Raw genomic sequence first — 22,135 nt, 5'->3', positions numbered from 1 at the left:
ATAAAAATAACCTGCGACTTTCAAAAAGTCACAGGTTCTATTTTCAATAAGTTTACACTTAATTATAATTTGAATGATGAAGTATCAACTTTAACTCCAGGACCCATTGTTGTAGTTACAGCAACAGATTTGAAGTAAGTACCTTTAGCTGATGATGGTTTAGCTTTAGCTAAAACATCTTGTAACGTTTTGAAGTTTTCAACTAATTTTTCATCGCTAAATGAAACTTTACCGATTGAAGCATGTACAATACCAGCTTTTTCAGCACGGTATTCAACTTTACCAGCTTTGATTTCTTCAACAGCTTTTTTAACGTCCATAGTTACTGTACCAGTTTTAGGGTTTGGCATTAAACCTTTAGGTCCTAATACTCGACCTAATTTACCAACTTCGCCCATCATGTCTGGAGTAGCTACTACTACGTCAAAGTCGAACCAACCTTGTTGGATTTTTTGTACGTATTCAGATTCACCTACGTAATCTGCGCCTGCTTCTTCTGCTTCAGTGATTTTGTCACCTTTAGCAAATACTAATACACGTTGTGATTTACCAGTTCCGTTTGGTAACACTACTGCACCACGGATTTGTTGGTCATTTTTACGTGTATCAATTCCTAAACGGAAAGCAACTTCAACTGATGCGTCAAAGTTAGCAATGCTTGTTTCTTTAGCTAAGCTGATTGCTTCTTCAACACTATAGTGTTTAGTACGATCAACTTTATTAGCTGCTTCTTGATACTTTTTACCTTTTTTAGCCATTTATTGTTCCTCCTTTAGTGGTTTTAGCGGAATTTCCTCCCACGCTTACTTGTGTCTAACACAAGTTAAGAGCAGATAACAGATGAATGTCTAATGTTTGAGCAATCTCCTAAGAAATTACTAGTCACCCAGACCAATCATAGACAATATTGTCGTTGTCATTTCTGTTACCTGCTATCGTCTATCAGTTTATTTCAAGATTAAACTAACTTATTATTCTTTAATTATTGTACAGTGATACCCATACTACGTGCAGTACCTTCGATAATACGCATAGCTGCTTCTTCGTCTGCAGCGTTTAGGTCTTGCATTTTAGTTTGAGCAATTTCACGTACTTGATCTTTAGTTACTGTAGCAACTTTAGTTTTGTTAGGTTCACCAGAACCTTTTTCTACGCCAGCTGCTTTTTTAAGTAGTACTGGAGCCGGTGGAGTTTTAGTAATGAATGTAAATGAACGATCTTCATAAACACTGATTTCTACCGGAATGATTAAACCTGCTTGTTCTTGCGTACGTGCATTGAATTCTTTACAGAATCCCATGATGTTCACACCTGCTTGACCTAATGCTGGACCAACTGGTGGTGCTGGGTTCGCTTTACCTGCAGGAATTTGTAATTTAACTACTTTTTCTACTTTTTTAGCCACGATGTGCACCTCCTTGATATCGTGATGTGGTCACAGGGCTCAGTTTTGCCCTCCCACTCATAAACATTTCGTGACGAAATGAGCGCTATAAAAACGCGACCACATTATTTTAACACTGAACCAACTTAAAAAGCAATAGTAAAATTTCATCTTTTTAGTTGTTCAATATTTTTCCATAATTACTTGATTATAATTTTTCGATTTGATCAAATTCAACTTCAACTGGTGTTTCTCTTCCGAACATATCAACCAATACTGTTAATTTGAACTTGTCAGGTTCAATCTCTTGAACTTCTCCTACTTGATTAGCAAATGGTCCAGATTTAATACGAACTTGTTCACCGACATCTAATTCAACATCAATTGTTTTTTCTTTCAGTCCCATTTGTTTCAAGATAAATCTCATTTCTTCTGGAAGTAATGGATTTGGTTTAGAACCTGCACCAGCTGAACCAACGAATCCTGTAACACCTGGTGTATTACGTACTACATACCAAGATTCATCAGTCATTACTAATTCTACAAGTACATAACCAGGGAATGTTTTTTTAAGTAGTTTTTTAGCTTTCCCATCTTTAACTTGTGTTTCTTCCTCTTCAGGTATGACAACTCTAAAAATCTGTTCTGTCATATTCATTGATTCTACTCTTTTTTCTAAATTCTTCTTAACCTTGTTTTCATATCCAGAATACGTATGCACAGCATACCAACGCTTTGCGCCAACCTCTTCAGACATGTTGTCACTCCTTATTCTTATCTAAATAATTCAATTAAATTACCAATACCTATATCTAACACCCAGAAAAAGACCATAAAGAAGATTACTGTAGAAACTACAATCACAGTATATTTAAAAAGTTCTTCTTTTGTTGGCCAACTTGTTTTTTCCATTTCACTTTTAACGCCTTGGAAAAAACTATCTTTTTCTTTGTTTGTGCCCTTATCTTTAGCCATCAAAATTACCTCCATACTCACAGTTAGTTAACCGCTACCTCTAATCGTAATAGTTCCACTATTATTTAGACTCTTTGTGAATCGTATGCGCATTACATCTCGAACAATATTTTTTTAATTCTAATCTCGTTGCAGAAGTTTCTTTTTTCGGTACATTATAGTTTCTTGTACCACAAACTTCACAAATTAAAGGTACTTTTTTCAATTCAGTTCACCTTTGCTCATTTTAATACCAGTATACTATACATAAATCAAACATTAAATGTCAAACTAGCACCGCTATATAAATGCTATTACAACTTACTAATGATGCTTCAATAAATAACACTTCATTTTTATTTTACAACGTTGAATACTATTGTAAACCACTTTATCTTTAATACCTAAATGTTTCGCAATTTCATTAGGCGTATAATCAGACATTAGTAATTGTGCTACGCAACGTTCAAACTGACTTAGTGCTGTTAAACTACGCGCTAGCATTTTACGTTGCTCATGTAACATACATGCTTCTTCAATACGTTTGATAGATTGGTTCAATCTATATTCGATGACATAGTCATTAATCATACTATCTCGTTTATTCATTTCGGTATACTTTCTTCTCCAAAAATCATTTCGCATTGAACGTACAATACAGTTTAAATAGTGTTCGAAAGGAACATTCGTACTAAAATCAAATGTATGGAGTGCTAAGTAAATTCTGATTAATGATTCTTGTACTAAATCTTCTATTTCTTCATTCTGTACTCTAGAACTTTTAAACTTTTGAATAAGCTTCGGTTGTATATGATTTACTATTTCTATAAATAATCTTTCTCGTTCGAGACTGCAATGACTATTTTGAAACGCTTTAAATGTCTCCTCTAGTTGTTTGAATTGATGCGCCATAAACCTTCCCTTTCAAATTAAGTTAGAGAAAGTTTATACGATGTTATTTTCAAAAGACAAGTGGGCAATTTCAATCTTTGTTATGATTCCCGCGTCTTATTTTTTCAAATTCTGCTAATACATCATTTGATAATGAAATTCGAGTTCTTGGTTTACTTTCTGTGAAATTATCCAAAGACTTACTGACCGTGATTTCATTCTCTCTTAAATCACGCCACATTTCTCTCGAAGATACTCGATATGCGCCAGCACCAAATATGGCATGTTGCTCACTCATATCACTCGTTACAACGGTAATATGTGTTGTGTGTTTGTTATATAGGTTATAAACATAACGTTCGATATAGCTATCTGCTGTTTCTTTTTCTTTAGTAAATACTGTTTTTACACCATGATAAATGTATTCTCTTTCTATACCTGATTGTTCATATGCATCAAACACACATACAACTTCATCAGCGACAACAGCATTATAGTTAGCAATGGCATCTAATAATTGTTCGCGTGCTTCTTGCAAATTATGCTTTGCAATCTTACCGAGTTCCGGTGACTGTCCAATCATATTGTAGCCATCAATAATTAAATATCTATCTTTCATGCGTTGTCCTCAATTTGATGACGTTTACGATAGACCTCATACATCATTAGACTCGCAGCTACAGATGCATTAAGGCTATTCACATGACCAACCATTGGTATCTTGATGTAAAAATCACATTTATCTTTAACTAATCTACTCATACCTTGACCTTCACTACCTATAACGATAGCTAATGGCATATCCGCCGCCATATCTCTATAGTCTGTGGCATTATCCGCTTCAGCACCAGCCACCCAGTAGCCATGTTCCTTTAATTCATCAATGGTTTTAGCTAAATTTGTAACACGCATAACCGGAACGTGTTGGATCGCACCAGTGGATGCTTTAGCTACAGTTTGTGTCAGCGCAACTGAACGTCTTTTAGGAATAATAACACCATCAACACCACTAGCATCTGCCGTTCTTAATATTGAACCTAAGTTATGTGGGTCTTCCAAGCCATCTAAAATTACAACCGTTGATAAACCTTCTTTATCTTTTTGCGATTGTATAAATTGATCGAAATCCGCATATTCATATGGGGCAATCAGTGCAGCGACACCTTGATGAGGTGCATTTGCTAAATTATCTAATTTGGATTTTGGCACAGTTTGCACAATTAATTTTTGTGCTTTTGCACTTTGTAAAATATCATTAATTTGTTGCTTTCTAATACCTTCTTGAATCCAAATTTTATTAATTGTATGGCCAGAAACAATCGCTTCTTTAACAGCATGTCTACCGACAATAACGATATCTTCCACTGTCTTCACTACCTTTCATTGACTGTTTGTACAATCATATCAAGTAAATTTTCCAATCTTTCTTCTTGATGATCTAAATATAAAAATCCAATGACTGCTTCTAACCCAGAACTTTTACGGTAAGTTTGAATATCTGTATTTTTAGCCTTAGTGTGACTTTTGGCATTGCGACCTCTTTTAACAATGTCTCGTTCTTCATCAGTGAACCAATTCATTTCAAACAATGTTTCTAAAGTTTGTGCCTGACTTTTAGCAGACACATAACTTTTCGAAACTTGATGTAATCGATTGGGCTTACTTTGTAATTTAAGAACAATATATTCACGCACGTGCTGGTCCAATACTGCGTCACCCATGTAGGCTAATGTTAATGGATTTAATAATTTAATATCCATACTATCCACGTTTAAAGCGTACACCTTGTGGCGTATCTTCTAGTATAATATTTTGTTCTTTAAGCATATCTCTAATTTCATCTGCACGTGCAAAGTCTTTATTTTTACGCGCTTCATTACGTTCTTCGATGAGTTTTTCAATATCTTCATCAAGTAACATATCTGATTCATTACCTTTAAGTGGCACACCGAGCACATCACTGAATATTTGATAAACTTCTTTAAATCTTGAAATGACTTGCGTAGATGTATTGTTTTCTAAAACGTATTTATTCGCAAGTTTAGACAAATCATACCAAGCAGTAACTGCGTTGGCAGTATTGAAATCATCATCCATAACAGTCTCAAATTGTTCTAAAATAGCATCGATTTGGTCAATATAATTAGATTGGTCAACAATATCTGTCGCAATCGTTTCACGTTCTTCTATCAATTGATAACTATTTCGGATACGCTCTAAACCACTCTTAGCTGCATTAACCAGTTCTAAATTATAATTAATAGGACTTCTATAATGTACGCTAATCATAAAGAATCGCAATACATCAGGATCTACTTCTTTAATAATGTCATGCACTAAAATAAAGTTACCTAATGATTTACTCATTTTTTCGTTATCAATATTTATAAAGCCGTTATGCATCCAGTAATTTGCGAATGGCGCGTGATTATGTGCTTCTGATTGGGCAATCTCATTTTCATGATGTGGGAATTGTAAATCAGAACCACCGGCGTGAATATCAATTGTTTTACCTAATTCGTGAAACGCCATTACAGAACATTCAATATGCCAACCTGGACGTCCTTCACCAAAAGGACTTTCCCAACTAATTTCACCAGGTTTTGCTTTTTTCCATAATGTGAAATCTAGCGCATCTTCTTTTTGTTCTCCAGCTTCAATTCTTGCGCCTACTTTTAAATCATCTAATGACTGATGACTTAATTTACCGTACCCCTCAAATTGACGCGTTCTAAAGTATACATCGCCATCACTCTCGTAGGCATAACCGTCGTCAACTAAATCTTTAATAAAATCAATAATCTCGTCCATATGATTCATTACACGAGGATTTGAAGTAGCTTTCTTAACATTTAATGCACCAACATCTTCATAAAATGCTTTAATATATTTATCTGCAATATCTGGCACACTCTCATTCAATTCTTTCGAACGGTTAATTAATTTATCGTCTACATCAGTGAAATTTGAAACATAAATCACTTCATACCCTTTATATTCGAAATATCTACGCACCACATCATAATTAATAGCTGGACGCGCATTACCAATATGAATGTAATTGTATACCGTCGGACCGCAAACATACATTTTCACCTTACCTGGTTCAATCGGTTCAAATGTCTCTTTTTGACGTGTCAAAGTATTATATAATGTAATCATCTTTAATCTCTCCGTTCTTAGCTTTTTCTAGTTGCTTTTCTAGTTGCTTAATTTGTTCAAATAATGGGTCAGGTAAATTACGATGATCAAATGTTTTACCAATACGTTTACCTTCTTGTTTAACAATATGTCCTGGAATACCGACGACAGTCGTATAACTTGGAACAGATTGTAATACTACTGAATTCGCACCAATATTTACATTTGAATCAATTTGAATATTACCTAGCACTTTTGACCCAGCTGCGATTAATACGTTATCGCCAATATCAGGATGACGTTTCCCTTTTTCTTTACCTGTACCACCTAGTGTGACACCTTGATAAATAGTTACATTATCACCAATTGTACAAGTTTCACCAATGACAACGCCCATACCATGGTCTATGAATAAGCGTTTGCCAATTTTAGCACCTGGATGTATTTCAATCCCTGTAAAGAAACGTGATACTTGAGATATGATTCTCGCAAGTACATAACGTTTTTTATTATATAGTTTATGCGCAATTAGATGACTCCATACTGCATGTAATCCAGCATAAGTTGTAATCACCTCAAATGTTGTACACGCTGCTGGGTCTTGTTCAAACACCATTTTCACATCGTCTCTAATTCTTTTTATCAAGACTGTCGCCCCCTCAGTTTTTTAAAAAGTTAAAAATTTATCAAAATCAATATACATACTACTGATATACATAATAGATAAACAAAATAGCACCCCTAACACTAAGATGCTAGAGGCGCTACTGCACGGTTCCACTCTGTATTCTAGATAAAATTAAGCTAGTACTTCACCCTACCTATAGGTGATAAAGTTAACTTTATCATACTCATTGACTTTATTTAGTTGATCAAACAAAGGTGCATTCAATATCGTCTATGGTGTACTCGCAGCGACCGTACACTCTCTGAAATCATAGTCTAATATTTACTAATCCTTTGCGCTTGTAATATCAATATTAACATGACTTTGCCATGTTTAACTTTATCTTATTTGCTTTAATGTAAAATTTCAAGTGTTAGCTAAATAAAATGTTCATCTTGTTCACGTATGTGCTTTACACCATTTACACGTATTTTTTTAATCGTGATAATACTTTGTCTTTACCTAGTACTTCAATAGTATTTGGTAATTCAGGACCATGCATTTGACCTGTTACGGCAACACGAATTGGCATGAATAATTGTTTACCTTTAATACCTGTTTCTTTTTGTACTTCTTTAATTGTCTTTTTGATGTCACCCGCTTCAAATGGTTCTAAAGCTTCTAATTTACCATATAGATGTGACATTAATTCTGGTACTTGTTCCCCATTAATAACCTCTTGCTCTTCTTCACCTAATTCAGGCATTTTATGGAAGAACATTTCAGATAACGGTACAATTTCTCCTGCATAACTCATTTCTTTTTGGTAAAGTGCAACTAATTTGCGACCCCATTCTCTATCAGCTTCACTTGGAGATTCTGGGATTAAATTAGCTTTGATAAGATGGGGCAATGCAAGTTCAAATACAGTATCCGTATCTTTCGTTTTCATATATTGGTTATTAACCCAAGCTAATTTTTGTCTATCGAACATTGCTGGTGATTTAGAAAGACGTTTCTCATCAAAGATCTTAATAAATTCTTCTTTAGAAAAGATTTCTTCTTCGCCTTCTGGAGACCAACCTAATAATGTAATAAAGTTAAATAATGCTTCTGGTAAGTAACCTAAGTCACGATATTGCTCGATAAATTGTAAAATTTGACCATCACGTTTACTTAGTTTTTTGCGTTCTTCATTAACAATTAATGACATATGACCAAAACGTGGTGGTTCCCAACCAAACGCTTCATAAATCATAAGTTGTTTAGGTGTGTTAGAAACATGGTCATCCCCACGAATAACATCAGAAATTTCCATATAGTGATCATCGATGGCTACAGCAAAATTATACGTAGGTATGCCGTCTTTTTTAACGATAACCCAATCTCCTATGTTATTTGAATCGAATGAAATTTCACCTTTCACCATGTCATTAAACGTATACGTTTGATCTTGAGGCACACGGAATCTAATTGATGGGCGACGTCCTTCAGCTTCAAATTGTTGACGTTCCTCTTCAGTTAAATGTGCGTGTTGGCCACCATAACGAGGCATTTCACCACGTGCAATTTGTTCTTCACGTTCTTTTTCAAGTTCTTCTTCAGTCATATAACATTTATAAGCTTTATCTTCATCCAATAATTGCTGGATAAGTGGATTATAGATGTCACCGCGTTCAGATTGACGATAAGGACCATAACCTTTATCTTTATCGATAGATTCATCCCAATCTAAACCTAACCATTTCAAGTTATCAAATTGAGATGACTCACCATCTTCAAGATTACGTTTACTATCTGTATCTTCAATACGCACTACGAAATCACCATCGTAATGTTTGGCAAATAAATAGTTAAATAATGCAGTTCTTGCATTACCAATGTGTAAATATCCAGTTGGACTTGGCGCATATCTCACTCTAATGCGTTCACTCATCGTATTCACTCCTATAATTATTAATTCTGTTTTACCATCGAATTCATACGCTTTATCTAATATAGGTGACGCGCTCTGTAATTTAACCGAGCAGTCATACACCATTCAGAAACATCTTCAAACCATTAGAAAAAAGTTATTCCAAACTATCATTTTAGACGTGTTTCCGAATAACTTTCCACTTTACATTCATCTTAGATAAAAGTTCGCATTTCTTCATTATTGTAGCATTAAATCAATACTTTGATAAGTCACATGTTTCCACTTACCACACTTAGTTGCACATTCATTCACATTACATAAATAGGTTTCATGCTTTGCTATTTGAAAAGCGTACGCTCAACATTTAGCGTTTCACATGAAACCTAGTCATTTACACATATTTTATTGTCATCATCAAACCTATTCTATGAATCATGATTCCGAATCGTCAACTTTTTTAGCGAAAATAATACGACCTGATGATGTTTGCAATAAACTGATGACCTCTAAGTCTACATGCTTACCAACAAGTGGTTTCGCATTATCAACCACTACCATTGTACCGTCATCTAAATAGCCAACACCTTGACCAGGTTCTTTACCCATTTTAGTCAATAGAATATTAATGCGATCGCCTTGATGTACATTTGGTTTAATTGCTTCAGACAAGTCATTCACATTCAACGCTTTAATTCCTTGAACGTGACATACTTTATTTAAATTAAAATCGGTAGTAATCACATGCGCATGATATTTCTGTGCTAATTTCACTAATAGTTCATCGATATCACTGTGAGACTTTTGTGGATGTATCACACGTGTCGGATAATCTAAATCATATAATTCATTTAATATATCTAATCCACGTTGCCCTTTTTCACGCTTCACGCTATCATTCGCATCAGCAACGACTTGAAGTTCATTAATGACACCTTGCGGAATAAGTATTTCGCCATCGATAAAACCACATCGAATGACATCTAAGATACGACCATCGATAATTGCGCTTGTATCTAATAGTTTAGGTACGGCACTAATATTACTTTTAGACATAGAACGCGCCATGTTTTCCGGCAAGAACATGAGCATTTCGTCACGCTTCTTCAAACCAAATTGGAAGCCTAAATAACATAGCAATAAAGTAATAATAAGTGGTATAAGATGATTCAGTATCGTATTTCCAATCATTTCTAGAATAAACGAGGCCATTACTGAAATAAATAGGCCAATGATAAGTCCGAGTGTTGCAAATAAAATTTCAACTGCGCTACGTTGCATAATCCAATGTTCAACGGCTTTGAAAGTTCTTGTTACTTTATTAATAAAGAAGCCAAAAATCAAGAAAAATACTACGATGCCTATTAAGCCGTCAATATAATAATTATTTAAAAATGGATAACCATTAATATTAAAATCTTTAAGTATTTCAGGTATTAGCAAAATACCAAGTGCCATACCTAAGATAATATATATAATGATTACAATGCCTTTTAATACTTTCAAAAGTCTCACCTCTTTTTCAGCTTATGTTACGCTTTAAAAGCATATTTAAGTGCCTCATGTACAGTAGAGACACCTACTACTTTAATACCTTCAGGGAATTGCCATCCACCAATATTAGTTTGTGGAATAACAACTCGTTCAAACCCTAATTTAGCCGCTTCTTGAACACGTTGCTCAATTCGAGAAACACGTCTCACTTCACCAGTCAAACCTACTTCTCCAATATAACAATCCAGGCCATCCACTGCCTTATCTTTGAAACTTGAAGCTGTCGCTACAATAACGCTTAAATCAACTGCTGGTTCTGTTAATCGAACACCACCTGCCACTTTAATATAAGCATCCTGTTGTTGTAATAAATAATTTTCCTTTTTCTCTAATACTGCCATTAATAAACTCAAACGATTATGATCAATTCCTGTAGCCATACGTCTAGGGTTATTAAATGTGGTAGGTGTCACTAACGCTTGAACTTCTATTAGCAATGGTCGCGTACCTTCCATCGTTGCTACAATCGTTGATCCAGGTACATTAGTAGACCGCTCTTCCAAGAACATTTCTGACGGATTATGTACCCCTTTCAATCCGCTTTGTTTCATTTCAAAAATGCCCATTTCATTAGTAGAACCAAAACGGTTCTTAACTGCTCTCAAGATACGATAAGCATGATGCTCATCTCCTTCAAAGTACAATACAGTATCAACCATATGTTCTAATAAACGTGGTCCTGCAATTTGACCTTCTTTGGTTACATGACCAACGATAAATGTAGCGATATTCATTTGTTTGGCAATATTCATCAAACTCTGCGTGCTTTCTCGAACTTGAGATACAGAGCCAGGTGCCGAACTAATCTCTGGATGATATATGGTTTGGATTGAATCGACCACTAAAATATCTGGCTGTGCTTGTTGAACCGTTTGATATATCACTTCTAAATCCGTTTCTGCCAGCACGTTTAAATTACTAGAATCTTCATCTAAACGATCAGCTCGTAATTTAGTTTGATTAAGTGATTCTTCACCCGTAATATATAGTACATTTAATTTTTGTGATAGTGATGCACAAATTTGTAGTAATAGTGTTGATTTCCCAATACCAGGATCTCCACCTATTAACACTAAAGAACCACTTACAATACCACCACCTAAAACGCGGTTAAATTCCTTTGATTCTGTCTGAACTCTTGGCGTCACTTCATTCTTAATATCATTTAATTTCTGGACCTTTGCGCTAGATGTTGATGTCTTAACGCCGTGTTTGGGATTTGAAGCTTTTTCAACAATTTCCTCCATTTGATTCCATGAACCACAATTAGGACATTTTCCCATCCATTTTGGAGATTGATAGCCACAAGCCATACACTCAAAAATCACTTTCTTTTTGGCCAAAATTGCACCTCCGATTTTTCTTTGAACAAATCTATTTTATATGTAACGTTGCACAATGACAAATGTAAACTTAAGCATTTTATATAAATATATTGATATTTATTGTTCGAAATGACGTATATAGATAATCATTTTATTTCAGTTGAAATCATTACATTATATTTCAAAAAGTAATAGGAGTGGAACAGAATCCATTAAGAATTCATGTCCCACTCCCAGATAAATGACGAGTGCTAAGAAACGCACTATATAAATATTATCTCATCTTCATTAGTTAGCACGTACTTTGCGTTATAACCCTATACTATTTTTATCCTAAAAACAGCTAGGCCTAACGTTCATTTTATTAAATTATGCTTCTGTTTCAGTTACGTCACTATCTTCGTCTGAATCTGAAACATTATTATTTTTTTCATTGATATTATATTTAAATTCATCGCCATCATGATCAATCACGACTTCTTTACCTTCGATTTGGTTGCCATCTAAAATTAATTCACTTAAGTTATCTTCAACTGTTTTTTGAATAGCTCTGATTAATGGACGTGCACCATACTCTGGATCATAACCTTCTTCCGCAATTTTTTCTTTCGCTTTGTCGGTTACTACAATATTAATATCTTGTTCAGAAAGACGTTGTGTTAATTTATTAACCATCATTGTAACAATTTCTTTCAATTCATCTTTAGAAAGTTTATGGAATACGATAATGTCGTCTACACGGTTTAAGAATTCTGGACGGAATGAATTTTTCAATTCTTTCATCATTGTCTTGCGAATCGTTTCATAGTCATGACCGTCAGAGCCACCACCGAAACCTGCAAAGCGTTGATCTTGTAATTCTTGTGCACCAACATTTGATGTCATAATAATCACAGTATTACGGAAATCAACTTGACGTCCTTTAGTATCCGTTAGATGACCATCATCTAACACTTGTAATAAGATGTTAAACACATCTGGATGTGCCTTTTCAATTTCATCAAATAAAATAACTGAATAAGGTTTACGTCTAACTTTTTCAGTTAATTGGCCACCCTCATCATGACCTACGTAGCCAGGAGGCGCTCCAACTAAACGGCTCACTGCATGTTTTTCCATAAACTCACTCATATCAACACGAATCATTGCATCTTCTTCGCCAAACATTGATTCTGCTAACGCTCTAGCTAGTTCCGTCTTACCTACACCAGTTGGTCCTAAGAAGATAAAGCTACCGATTGGACGTTTAGGGTCTTTCAATCCTGCACGTGCGCGACGTACTGCTTTACTTATAGATGTTACAGCGTCATTTTGACCAATCACTCTATCATGTAATGTTTGTTCAAGATTCAATAATCGGTCTGATTCTGTTTCATTGATTTTTGTAAGTGGTATGCCTGTCCAGCCTGCAATCACTTCGCCAATATCTTCTTTAGATAGTGATGTAGATTTATCACCTTGCGTTGTTTGCCATTCATTTTTAGCATCTTCATATTGTTTTTCAAGTCTCGTTTGTTTATCACGTAAATTAGCCGCATTTTCGAATTCTTGAGCGTGAACTGCAGCGTCCTTTTCATTTTTTACTTTTTCAATTTCTTGCTCAATTTCTTTCAAGTTGTTAGGTGTTGTATGACTTTTCAGTCTTACTTTTGAACTTGCTTCGTCAATTAAATCAATTGCTTTGTCAGGCAAGAAACGATCAGATATATAGCGATCACTTAATTTAGCAGCCGCTTCAAGTGCTTCATCAGAAATATTAATACGATGATGCGCTTCATAACGATCTCGTAATCCTTTTAAAATTGCGATTGTATCTTCAACAGAAGGTTCATCGACTTGAATGGGTTGGAAACGACGTTCTAACGCTGCATCTTTCTCGATGTTTTTACGGTATTCATCTAATGTTGTAGCACCAATACATTGTAATTCACCACGAGCTAATGCTGGTTTTAATATATTTGATGCATCAATTGCGCCTTCTGCACCTCCAGCACCAACTAATGTGTGCAATTCATCAATAAATAGAATAACGTTACCAGCTTGATGGATTTCTTCCATTACTTTTTTCAAACGTTCTTCAAATTCACCACGATATTTAGTACCTGCTACAACTGTTCCCATATCAAGTGACATGACACGTTTATCTTTTAATGTTTCAGGCACTTCATTATTAACAATCGCCTGTGCAAGACCTTCTGCAATTGCAGTTTTACCTACCCCAGGTTCGCCAATTAGTACTGGGTTATTTTTAGTACGACGACTCAATACTTCAATCACACGCGTAATTTCTTTGTCTCTACCCACAACAGGATCTAGTGTTCCATCTTTGGCAATCACAGTTAAATCACGTGCTAATCCATCTAATGTAGGTGTATTATTTGATTTATTTGCTGTAGCGTTTTTATTGCTCATTTCAGGACTTCCTAATGCTTTAACCACTTGAGCACGCGCTTTTGTAATATTTAAATCTAGATTAGCAAACACACGCGCAGCTACGCCCTCATTTTCACGAATTAAACCTAGTAAAATATGTTCTGTACCTACAAAGTTATGATGTAACTTTCTAGCTTCGTCCATTGAAAGTTCAATTACCTTCTTGGCTCTAGGTGTATAATGCAATGTTCCTGTTTGATCTTGTCCATGGCCGATTAATTTCTCAACCTCTTCAATCACTTTATCTTCGGTAATATTGAAACTCTCTAATACTTTAGCGGCTATACCTTCTGGCTCTTTCATTAAGCCAAGTAGTAAATGTTCTGTACCTATATTAGAATGATTTAAACGTATAGCTTCTTCTTGCGCATGTGCTAAGACACGTTGTGCACGTTCAGTTAATCTACCAAATAGCATATATTTCTGTACCTCCTATTGTGTATATTCTCTTAATATATCTGCTCTCTTCTCATTTACAGAGATTGTTTCATCTTCATCGTTATAAATAAACGCTGATTGAATACTTACCATTAATTCATTAAATTTAAAGTCTTTCAATGTTAAATACCCTAAATCGATACCTAATTTCACTTCACTTAAACGATAGGAAGCTTCTTCCATTGAAATAATTCGACTGTTCTGTAAGATACCCAACGACCGATAAACACGGTCTAACGTTTCCAATTCATTATAATGCGTTAAGCGTTCACGAATTTGCATTTCTTCATTTATAATTTGTTGAACAACTTCAGTTAAGTTATCTATAATTTCTTCTTCAGTTTTACCAAGTGTTAATTGATTTGAAATTTGATAGATATGGCCATAAACTTGCGAGCCTTCTCCATATATACCTCGAATCGTAAAACCAAAACGATTAATGGTCTGTGCAATACGATTCATACGTTTCATGATGGATAACCCTGGCAAATGTAGCATTACACTTGCTCTCATACCTGTACCAATATTGGTTGGGCATGTTGTTAAATACCCTAAATGTTCATCATAACTAATGTCTAGCGATTGATCTAACGTATCATCAATATCACTCGCTTTGTTATATAAATCATGTAATGACAAATCATTTCCCATTGCTTGTATGCGTATATGGTCTTCTTCATTAATCATAATACTGATTGATTCGTCTTCATTTAATAACACTGCTGATGCCGGTTGTTTAATAAGTTCAGGACTAATTAAATGTTTAGCAACTAGTTTCATCTTGTTTTGTTGATCCATTGTATCTAATCGCATGAGAGACAAATTAGGTAATACATCTTGTACTTCATTTATCACTCTAAAGCCATCTTGTTCTGAGGGAAACATGAGTGGATGGACATGATTTTCTAAATTTCTAGCTAATCGGATTCTGGAAGACATCACAATTGGAGATTCTTCCGTTTGCTTCATCCATTCACTGATATGCGTATTCATATCACTCATTACGTTCCACCCCGCTCTCGTCTTTCAATGCCTTTATTTCGTCTCTAACGATAGCAGCTTCTTCAAAGTTTTGTTCATCAATTAATACATTGAGATACTTCGTTTTTTCTTCGATTTGTTTTTTGATGGCAAGTTTCTTATGAGAAGAACGAGGCGTTTTACCTACGTGCTCAAATTGCCCACCTTGCACACGTCTTACTATATCTACAATGTCATCTTTAAATGTAGCATAACAATTTGCACAACCAAATTTCCCTACATGTGCAATATCTTTTAAAGTCATGTTGCATGTTGGACATCGCTTCTCTTCTTGAAAAGCCACTTCATGAAAATTAATTCCATGCTTAGTTGCTAAATGTTGCAATATTTGTTTGACGACGAAAGCTTCTTCAATATCGTCTTGAAACTGAGAATGTGGCGATGTATTTTCATTTTGTTGCCAAGGATTTTCGCCCTGCGCACATATAGAACATACCCATTTCTCAGAAGTGCCTTCTTTACTTTTTACTGTGAGTTTAACCTCTGCTTCATTTAAATGACAGTTTTCACAAAGCACACATAGACACCTCGCTTTTCTACTAATAATAATTAATGATTGGTAATACGCGTTTTAATATGTTGGCTCTAATGATATCTCGAGCAACCACGTCCATTTTTAATGTTTCGCGATCTACGATTACTTGAATCATTCTTGCTTCTCTTTCACTGATGAGCCCCTTATCTAGCAAACCATCTATAATATAATACGCTTGTTGTTGAGAAATAGATGGCCCAATGATTTGCAATAGGTGATTAATATACCCCGTTGCATCTTTATTTTCAATTTTAGTGATTCGGATATAACCTCCGCCACCACGTTTACTTTCTATTTCATAACCATGTTCATTTGTGAATCTAGTTTTAATAACATAATTTAGTTGAGAAGGTACACAGTCGAAACGCTGAGCAATGTTAGCTCGTTGAATTTCTACCACGTCTTCATTACTTTCTTCAAATAACTTTTTAATGTACTGTTCTATGATGTCAGACATGTTGTGCATGATTTACCACCTCTTTTGACCTTCTTTGACTATATTATATGAGCATCTTTGACCTTTTTCAACCAATTTGTTTTTTAATTTTCTAAAATAATGATGTTACATGCAAGAATTTAATGTATTATATTAATTAAGAAAAATTTAAAGGAGTAGAATTATGCATATTCTTATTGGGATTATTGGGATAATTTTCTTTTTGGCACTTGCATTTTTGTTTAGCTCTGACAGAAAAAATATTCGCTGGCAATATGTTGGTCTTTTATTAGTCATCCAACTTGTATTTGCGTTTATTTTATTAAAAACGACAGCAGGTATTACAGTTATTGGGGGCATTTCGGAAGGATTTAACTACTTATTACAAAAAGCTGCAGAAGGGGTTAACTTCGTGTTTGGCGGATTCAAATTTGTCGATCCAAAAAACCCACCATTCTTCTTTAGCGTATTACTACCAATTGTATTTATTTCAGCATTAATTGGTATCTTGCAATACACTCGAATCTTACCATGGATTATTAATGTTTTAGGATTCTTAATCTCTAAAATTAACGGTATGGGACGTTTAGAATCTTATAACGCAGTAGCTGCTGCAATCTTAGGTCAATCGGAAGTGTTTATTTCATTAAAACAACAATTACCTTACATACCTAAACAACGTTTGTACACATTGACCGCTTCAGCAATGTCGACAGTATCAGCGTCAATTATCGGTGCTTACTTCACATTGATTGAGCCTAAATACGTTGTTACAGCAGTAGTATTAAACTTATTTGGTGGTTTCATTATTGCTTCTATCATCAATCCTTATAAAGTTAATGAAGAAGACGATAAACTATTAGTAGACGAAAGCGAAACTAAAAAGCAATCATTCTTTGAAATGTTGGGAGAATACATTTTAGACGGGTTCAAAGTTGCAGTAATCGTTGGTGCGATGTTAATAGGTTATATTGCCATCATCGCATTATTAAATGGTATCGTTAGTGGTATCTTTAGCTTTGTTTCTGGTGGCGCAATTACATGGGATTTCCAAACGTTAATTGGATTTGTCTTCGCACCATTAGCATTTTTAGCTGGTGTACCATGGGAAGATGCAGTTAAATCTGGTTCAATTATGGCAACTAAATTATTATCTAATGAATTCGTTGCAATGCAATCATTAGGAAACTTAAAAGATATTTCTGAACATGCTAAAGGTGTTACATCAGTATTCTTAGTATCATTCGCTAACTTCAGTTCAATTGGTATCATTTCAGGTGCTATCAAATCACTTAACTCTGAAAAAGGTGACGTCGTAGCACGTTTTGGACTTAAATTATTATTAGGTGCAACATTGGTATCATTTATTTCAGCAGCAATCGCTGGATTCTTTATCTAATATTGAAATTAAATACCCTAGAACTTCTGACGATTAGAAGTTCTAGGGTATTTTCATAGATGGAAACACTCAAATGCGTCTCTCCATTACCTACTATTCTTTTATTTGACCATATGATCGATAAAGTATTGTGTCACTCTATAATCATCCGTTAATTCAGGATGGAATGATACACCTAAATATTTTCCTTGTTTGACTGCTACAATCTTTTCGCCCACAGTGCTTAATATTTCTACGCCCTCTTCAACACTAGCAATATGAGGTGCTCTAATAAATACACCTTCAATGTTTTCAGCTATACCTTTAATATCTAACTCTGCTTCAAAACTATCCACTTGTCTGCCAAATGAATTACGTTCAACAGTGATATTCAACTTTTTCAAATAGCCAGTTTCACCTTCGACATCTTTCGCAAGTACGATAAGGCCTGCACATGTACCAAACATTGGTAAATCAGACTGTTGTAACTTTTCTTTAAAACCATATAGATCCATTAATCTTCTTAGTGTAGTAGATTCTCCACCTGGAAGAATTAATCCATCTATTTCTTCTAATTGTTCAACCTTTTTAACTGCAATACCTTCATGACCACTAAGTTCAATATGACGAATGTGTTCACGTACGGCACCTTGCAATGCCAATACACCAATCTTCATAAATTACCAACCACGCTCTTGCATACGTTCTTCTAATGAAATTTGATTAATATCTAAACCTTTCATTGCTGTGCCTATTTCTGAAGCTAATTTACCGATAAGTTCATAATCTTGGTAATGCGTCGTAGCTTGAACAATTGCTTTAGCAAATTTCTCAGGGTCTTCTGATTTAAAAATACCTGAACCAACAAATACACCATCAGCGCCTAATTCCATCATTAAAGCAGCATCTTGAGGTGTAGCAACACCACCAGCTGCAAAGTTAACAACAGGTAAGCGTCCATGATCTTTAATTTGTTTTAACACATCATATGGTGCACCTAATTCTTTAGCATAAGTCATAATTTCATCGTCATTCATAACAACTAAACGACTAACTTCTGAATTAACTTTTCTCATATGTCTTACAGCTTCAACGATGTTACCTGTACCCGGTTCACCTTTAGTACGTAACATCGCAGCACCTTCACCAATACGACGTGCAGCTTCTCCTAAGTTACGGCAACCACACACAAACGGAACAGTGAATTGATCTTTTCTTAAGTGGTATTCTTCGTCTGCAGGTGTTAATACTTCAGATTCATCAATATAATCTACACCCATAGCTTCTAATACACGTGCTTCAGTAATGTGACCGATACGTGCTTTTGCCATAACTGGAATTGAAACAGCATTCATTACTTCTTCAACAATTTTAGGATTAGCGCTACGTGCTACCCCACCAGCTGCTCTGATGTCAGATGGTACACGTTCCAAAGCCATAACAGCAACTGCGCCAGCTTCTTCAGCAATTTTAGCTTGTTCTGCATTAACAACGTCCATAATAACGCCGCCTTTTTGCATTTCAGCCATTCCTCGTTTAACTCGATCTGATCCTACGATTTTAGACATAATATTAACCCCTTTTCACATTTGATTAAATTCATTTTAAGTTATAAACTGATATTTAAAAAGGTACAATTTATTTATAAAATTAGGGGTCAGTTTAAAATGAAAAAGCAAAAATTATATATAGCATTATATGAGCAGCTGAAAAATCAAATTATCGAAGGTCAATATCAAACACAAGATAAATTTCCATCAAAGCGCCAATTAAGTGAACATTTATCACTTAGCCATACAACTATTGAGCATGCCTATCAACTACTTTTAGATGAAGGTTTTATATACTCTAAACCCCGCTCCGGCTATTATGTATCTGATATACAGTCTCTCCCTGTCATTAATGTTAATAGCCCATCTATTGAAACAGAAGCGAATCCAATTGACACTAACCAATATAAGTATGCATTTAATTTAGCAGAGATAGATGCCGAATATTTCCCTCTAAATCTATTTAGAAAATTTGCAAAGGAAGCATTTGAAGATAATGAATTAGCGCTTTTAGAAAAAGGAGACATACAAGGTGAACTAAATTTACGACAACAAATCGCACATTATCTATTTAATAGTAGAGGTGTGTCATGTCATCCAAATCAAATTATCATTGGGTCTTCTACTGAGCAATTACTTAACATGATTACTGATATTCTTAAAACATCGTCATTCATAATAGAAAAACCAAGTTATCCACCAATTAAACATGTTTTGGATAAAAACAATCACGATTATATTCAAGCAACTGTTGAGAAAGATGGAATAAACATGACTGACGTACTTAATTCTAATAATGATATTGTATATATCACACCATCTCATCAATTCCCAACTGGCTATGTCATGAACTTAAAAAAACGTACCCAACTCATTAAATGGGCTCATCAGAAACATAGTAGATATATTATTGAAGATGATTATGATTCAGAATTCAGATATTACGGTAAACCAATTCCTGCTTTACAAAGTTTAGATAAAAAAGACAAAGTAATCTATATTAGTACATTTTCAAAATCACTTTATCCGAGTTGTCGTATTGCTTATATCGTTTTGCCTCAAACATTATTACAATCTTATTTATCTATGCCTTATAAAGAGAGTAATACCGTCCCTGTTCATATCCAACAAATCATTGCGAATTTTATGTCATCTGGAAGTTTTGAACGTCATTTAAATAAAATGAGAAAAATTTATAGAGAGAAACTAAATTATATATTGCAACGATTGGAACCCTATAAGGAACAACTAAACATTGAAGGCGCATTAACAGGAATGCATTTCACACTAACAGTAAATAATGGACTTACCATGTCTCAATGCCTGCACAATGCGGAAGAACTAAAATTAAAATTAAATATCTACAACTATGATGAGCAAGTTGAACCAATCCCAAAGTTTATTATTGGTTTCGGTGGTATTCCCAACCATCAACTTAAAGAGCATACTGATATTTTAATCAAAGCATTAACTTTATAATCATTAAAAAGTGGGAGAGGGACAGAATTCTTTTGAATTCGTCGTCCCACCCCCGCAAGGGTGACTAGAACTGAGAAAAGCTTGAGTTAAGCGCCTTCTCAGTTCAGTCAGCTACTGCGAATTTGCTAAATAGCATTATTATATTATTTTTGTCCCAGACTGACTTTACTTTACTTATAGAATTTCAATGAACGTATTTGCTAATTATTCGCAAATACACATTTTTAATAAAGTTCAAGTGATTTCTTCCAATTATAAGAAATCATTACAGATATACTCATTACCAATAGTATAATTACAAGTTCTGAAGCCATATAACCATGTGCTAGATGAACTGTAAATAAAGCGCCAAGCATAATTATAATGAAACCAGCAGCAACATAGTTTGCAAATAAACCTATGATCATTAATATGCCCCCGATAAACTCAAATAACCCTAATATAATTCCTAAGAATGCAGGGAAACCTAAATCAGACATCATTGCCATCGGTTCCTTAAATCCACCAAATACTTTTTGAGATCCATGTATTGTAAATGTAATACCTAACATAAGTCTTATTAATAATAAACCAATTCTCATTGTAAGTCGTTCTCCTTGTAGATATATTTATTATATGCAATATATTACATATACTACATGATGATAATAATTATTTCAACCTTTATATCATTAAACCTTCATTTTGATTTTTTAAGCATAAAAAAAAGAGACCCTACGGTCTCGATATCGGCTCATCGCATCCATACGATTTGCCTGGCAACGTCCTACTCTAGCGGAACGTAAATCGGCTACCATCGGCGCTAAGAATCTTACTTTACTTCGAGGCAAGCGCTCGCATCTTTCTTCTTTTTCTAAAATTGCTTGCTCTTTTAGCTCTACTAAACTCGCTTCTCAATTTTCTCAATTCATCAGCTTCAAACGCTTTCTCTTCGTTAAGCCATTATACATATATATCATTAAACCTTCGGTTTGATTTTTTAAGCATAAAAAAAGAGACCTTACGGTCTCGATATCGGCTCATCGCATCCATACGATTTGCCTGGCAACGTCCTACTCTAGCGGAACGTAAATC

The 22,135-nt window shown here is 34.7% G+C and carries 23 protein-coding genes; 2 read left to right on the top strand and 21 right to left on the bottom strand.

Annotation, left to right across the window (positions count from 1 at the left end; genetic code table 11):
* Positions 1–62: 62 nt before the first annotated feature.
* The 18 genes from rplA to AK212_RS11005 all read right to left on the bottom strand — a co-directional run bounded on the left by rplA (position 63) and on the right by AK212_RS11005 (position 16,684).
* On the bottom strand, positions 63–758 hold the full coding sequence (gene rplA, locus AK212_RS11085; protein WP_053031022.1) for a 50S ribosomal protein L1: 696 nt from the start codon (positions 756–758) through the stop codon (positions 63–65).
* A 224-nt stretch (positions 759–982) separates the two neighbouring features.
* A complete protein-coding gene (gene rplK / locus AK212_RS11080; RefSeq protein WP_001832298.1) occupies positions 983–1,405 on the bottom strand; it encodes a 50S ribosomal protein L11 in 423 nt (140 codons plus the stop codon).
* A gap of 187 nt (positions 1,406–1,592) precedes the next feature.
* Positions 1,593–2,141 carry a transcription termination/antitermination protein NusG gene (gene nusG, locus AK212_RS11075; RefSeq protein ID WP_053031020.1) on the bottom strand — a complete coding sequence of 183 codons (549 nt, stop codon included), beginning with the start codon at positions 2,139–2,141 and terminating at the stop codon, positions 1,593–1,595.
* 17 nt (positions 2,142–2,158) lie between these two features.
* A complete protein-coding gene (gene secE, locus AK212_RS11070) occupies positions 2,159–2,359 on the bottom strand; it encodes a preprotein translocase subunit SecE (protein WP_011276726.1) in 201 nt (66 codons plus the stop codon).
* A 61-nt stretch (positions 2,360–2,420) separates the two neighbouring features.
* A complete protein-coding gene (rpmG, locus tag AK212_RS13215; RefSeq protein WP_080365550.1) occupies positions 2,421–2,564 on the bottom strand; it encodes a 50S ribosomal protein L33 in 144 nt (47 codons plus the stop codon).
* 98 nt (positions 2,565–2,662) lie between these two features.
* Positions 2,663–3,250: a sigma-70 family RNA polymerase sigma factor gene (locus tag AK212_RS11065; protein WP_053031018.1), complete on the bottom strand. Its 588-nt coding sequence runs from the start codon at positions 3,248–3,250 to the stop codon at positions 2,663–2,665.
* Between the two features lie 70 nt (positions 3,251–3,320).
* Positions 3,321–3,848: an NYN domain-containing protein gene (locus AK212_RS11060; RefSeq protein ID WP_053031016.1), complete on the bottom strand. Its 528-nt coding sequence runs from the start codon at positions 3,846–3,848 to the stop codon at positions 3,321–3,323.
* On the bottom strand, positions 3,845–4,594 hold the full coding sequence (gene rlmB, locus AK212_RS11055; RefSeq protein WP_053031014.1) for a 23S rRNA (guanosine(2251)-2'-O)-methyltransferase RlmB: 750 nt from the start codon (positions 4,592–4,594) through the stop codon (positions 3,845–3,847). The genes AK212_RS11060 and rlmB overlap by 4 nt, the downstream gene beginning before the upstream one ends.
* Positions 4,595–4,602: 8 nt before the next feature.
* Positions 4,603–4,989, bottom strand: a complete 387-nt coding sequence (locus AK212_RS11050) for a Mini-ribonuclease 3 (RefSeq protein WP_053031012.1) — start codon at positions 4,987–4,989, stop codon at positions 4,603–4,605.
* Position 4,990: 1 nt separating this feature from the next.
* Positions 4,991–6,391, bottom strand: a complete 1,401-nt coding sequence (cysS, locus tag AK212_RS11045; RefSeq protein ID WP_053031010.1) for a cysteine--tRNA ligase — start codon at positions 6,389–6,391, stop codon at positions 4,991–4,993.
* Positions 6,375–7,016 (bottom strand): serine O-acetyltransferase, encoded by a 642-nt coding sequence (gene cysE / locus AK212_RS11040; protein WP_053031008.1) that lies wholly within the window; start codon positions 7,014–7,016, stop codon positions 6,375–6,377. Before cysE ends, cysS begins: the two co-directional genes overlap by 17 nt.
* A 442-nt stretch (positions 7,017–7,458) precedes the next feature.
* Positions 7,459–8,913 (bottom strand): glutamate--tRNA ligase, encoded by a 1,455-nt coding sequence (gene gltX, locus AK212_RS11035; RefSeq protein WP_053031106.1) that lies wholly within the window; start codon positions 8,911–8,913, stop codon positions 7,459–7,461.
* A gap of 414 nt (positions 8,914–9,327) precedes the next feature.
* The gene (locus tag AK212_RS11030; protein WP_371106756.1) at positions 9,328–10,350 is read right to left on the bottom strand and encodes a PIN/TRAM domain-containing protein; all 1,023 of its coding nucleotides are present in this window, start codon (positions 10,348–10,350) and stop codon (positions 9,328–9,330) included.
* A 74-nt stretch (positions 10,351–10,424) separates the two neighbouring features.
* Positions 10,425–11,789, bottom strand: a complete 1,365-nt coding sequence (gene radA, locus AK212_RS11025; protein WP_053031005.1) for a DNA repair protein RadA — start codon at positions 11,787–11,789, stop codon at positions 10,425–10,427.
* A gap of 351 nt (positions 11,790–12,140) precedes the next feature.
* Positions 12,141–14,621: an ATP-dependent Clp protease ATP-binding subunit gene (locus AK212_RS11020; RefSeq protein ID WP_053031003.1), complete on the bottom strand. Its 2,481-nt coding sequence runs from the start codon at positions 14,619–14,621 to the stop codon at positions 12,141–12,143.
* A 15-nt stretch (positions 14,622–14,636) separates the two neighbouring features.
* Positions 14,637–15,644 carry a protein arginine kinase gene (locus AK212_RS11015; protein ID WP_053031002.1) on the bottom strand — a complete coding sequence of 336 codons (1,008 nt, stop codon included), beginning with the start codon at positions 15,642–15,644 and terminating at the stop codon, positions 14,637–14,639.
* A complete protein-coding gene (locus AK212_RS11010) occupies positions 15,637–16,200 on the bottom strand; it encodes a UvrB/UvrC motif-containing protein (RefSeq protein WP_053031000.1) in 564 nt (187 codons plus the stop codon). Before AK212_RS11010 ends, AK212_RS11015 begins: the two co-directional genes overlap by 8 nt.
* Before the next feature lie 22 nt (positions 16,201–16,222).
* Positions 16,223–16,684: a CtsR family transcriptional regulator gene (locus AK212_RS11005; protein ID WP_053030998.1), complete on the bottom strand. Its 462-nt coding sequence runs from the start codon at positions 16,682–16,684 to the stop codon at positions 16,223–16,225.
* A gap of 154 nt (positions 16,685–16,838) precedes the next feature.
* On the opposite strand from AK212_RS11005, the gene AK212_RS11000 reads away from it, so the two are divergent.
* Complete coding sequence (locus AK212_RS11000; RefSeq protein ID WP_053030996.1) at positions 16,839–18,053, top strand: NupC/NupG family nucleoside CNT transporter; 1,215 nt, start codon at positions 16,839–16,841, stop codon at positions 18,051–18,053.
* Between the two features lie 101 nt (positions 18,054–18,154).
* On the opposite strand, the gene pdxT is transcribed toward AK212_RS11000, so the two are convergent.
* Complete coding sequence (gene pdxT / locus AK212_RS10995; RefSeq protein WP_053030994.1) at positions 18,155–18,709, bottom strand: pyridoxal 5'-phosphate synthase glutaminase subunit PdxT; 555 nt, start codon at positions 18,707–18,709, stop codon at positions 18,155–18,157.
* Between the two features lie 3 nt (positions 18,710–18,712).
* On the bottom strand, positions 18,713–19,600 hold the full coding sequence (gene pdxS, locus AK212_RS10990) for a pyridoxal 5'-phosphate synthase lyase subunit PdxS (protein WP_053030993.1): 888 nt from the start codon (positions 19,598–19,600) through the stop codon (positions 18,713–18,715).
* 99 nt (positions 19,601–19,699) lie between these two features.
* Between pdxS and pdxR the strand changes: the two genes are divergently transcribed.
* A complete protein-coding gene (gene pdxR, locus AK212_RS10985; protein WP_053030991.1) occupies positions 19,700–21,061 on the top strand; it encodes a MocR-like pyridoxine biosynthesis transcription factor PdxR in 1,362 nt (453 codons plus the stop codon).
* A gap of 224 nt (positions 21,062–21,285) precedes the next feature.
* Here the strand turns inward: pdxR and AK212_RS10980 are convergent, their stop codons facing one another.
* A complete protein-coding gene (locus AK212_RS10980; protein WP_053030989.1) occupies positions 21,286–21,642 on the bottom strand; it encodes a DoxX family protein in 357 nt (118 codons plus the stop codon).
* Positions 21,643–22,135: the final 493 nt, after the last annotated feature.

The sequence above is a fragment of the Staphylococcus borealis genome, from assembly GCF_001224225.1.
Taxonomy (GTDB): Bacteria; Bacillota; Bacilli; order Staphylococcales; family Staphylococcaceae; genus Staphylococcus; species Staphylococcus borealis.
This window is presented reverse-complemented; position numbering and strand designations above follow the sequence as displayed.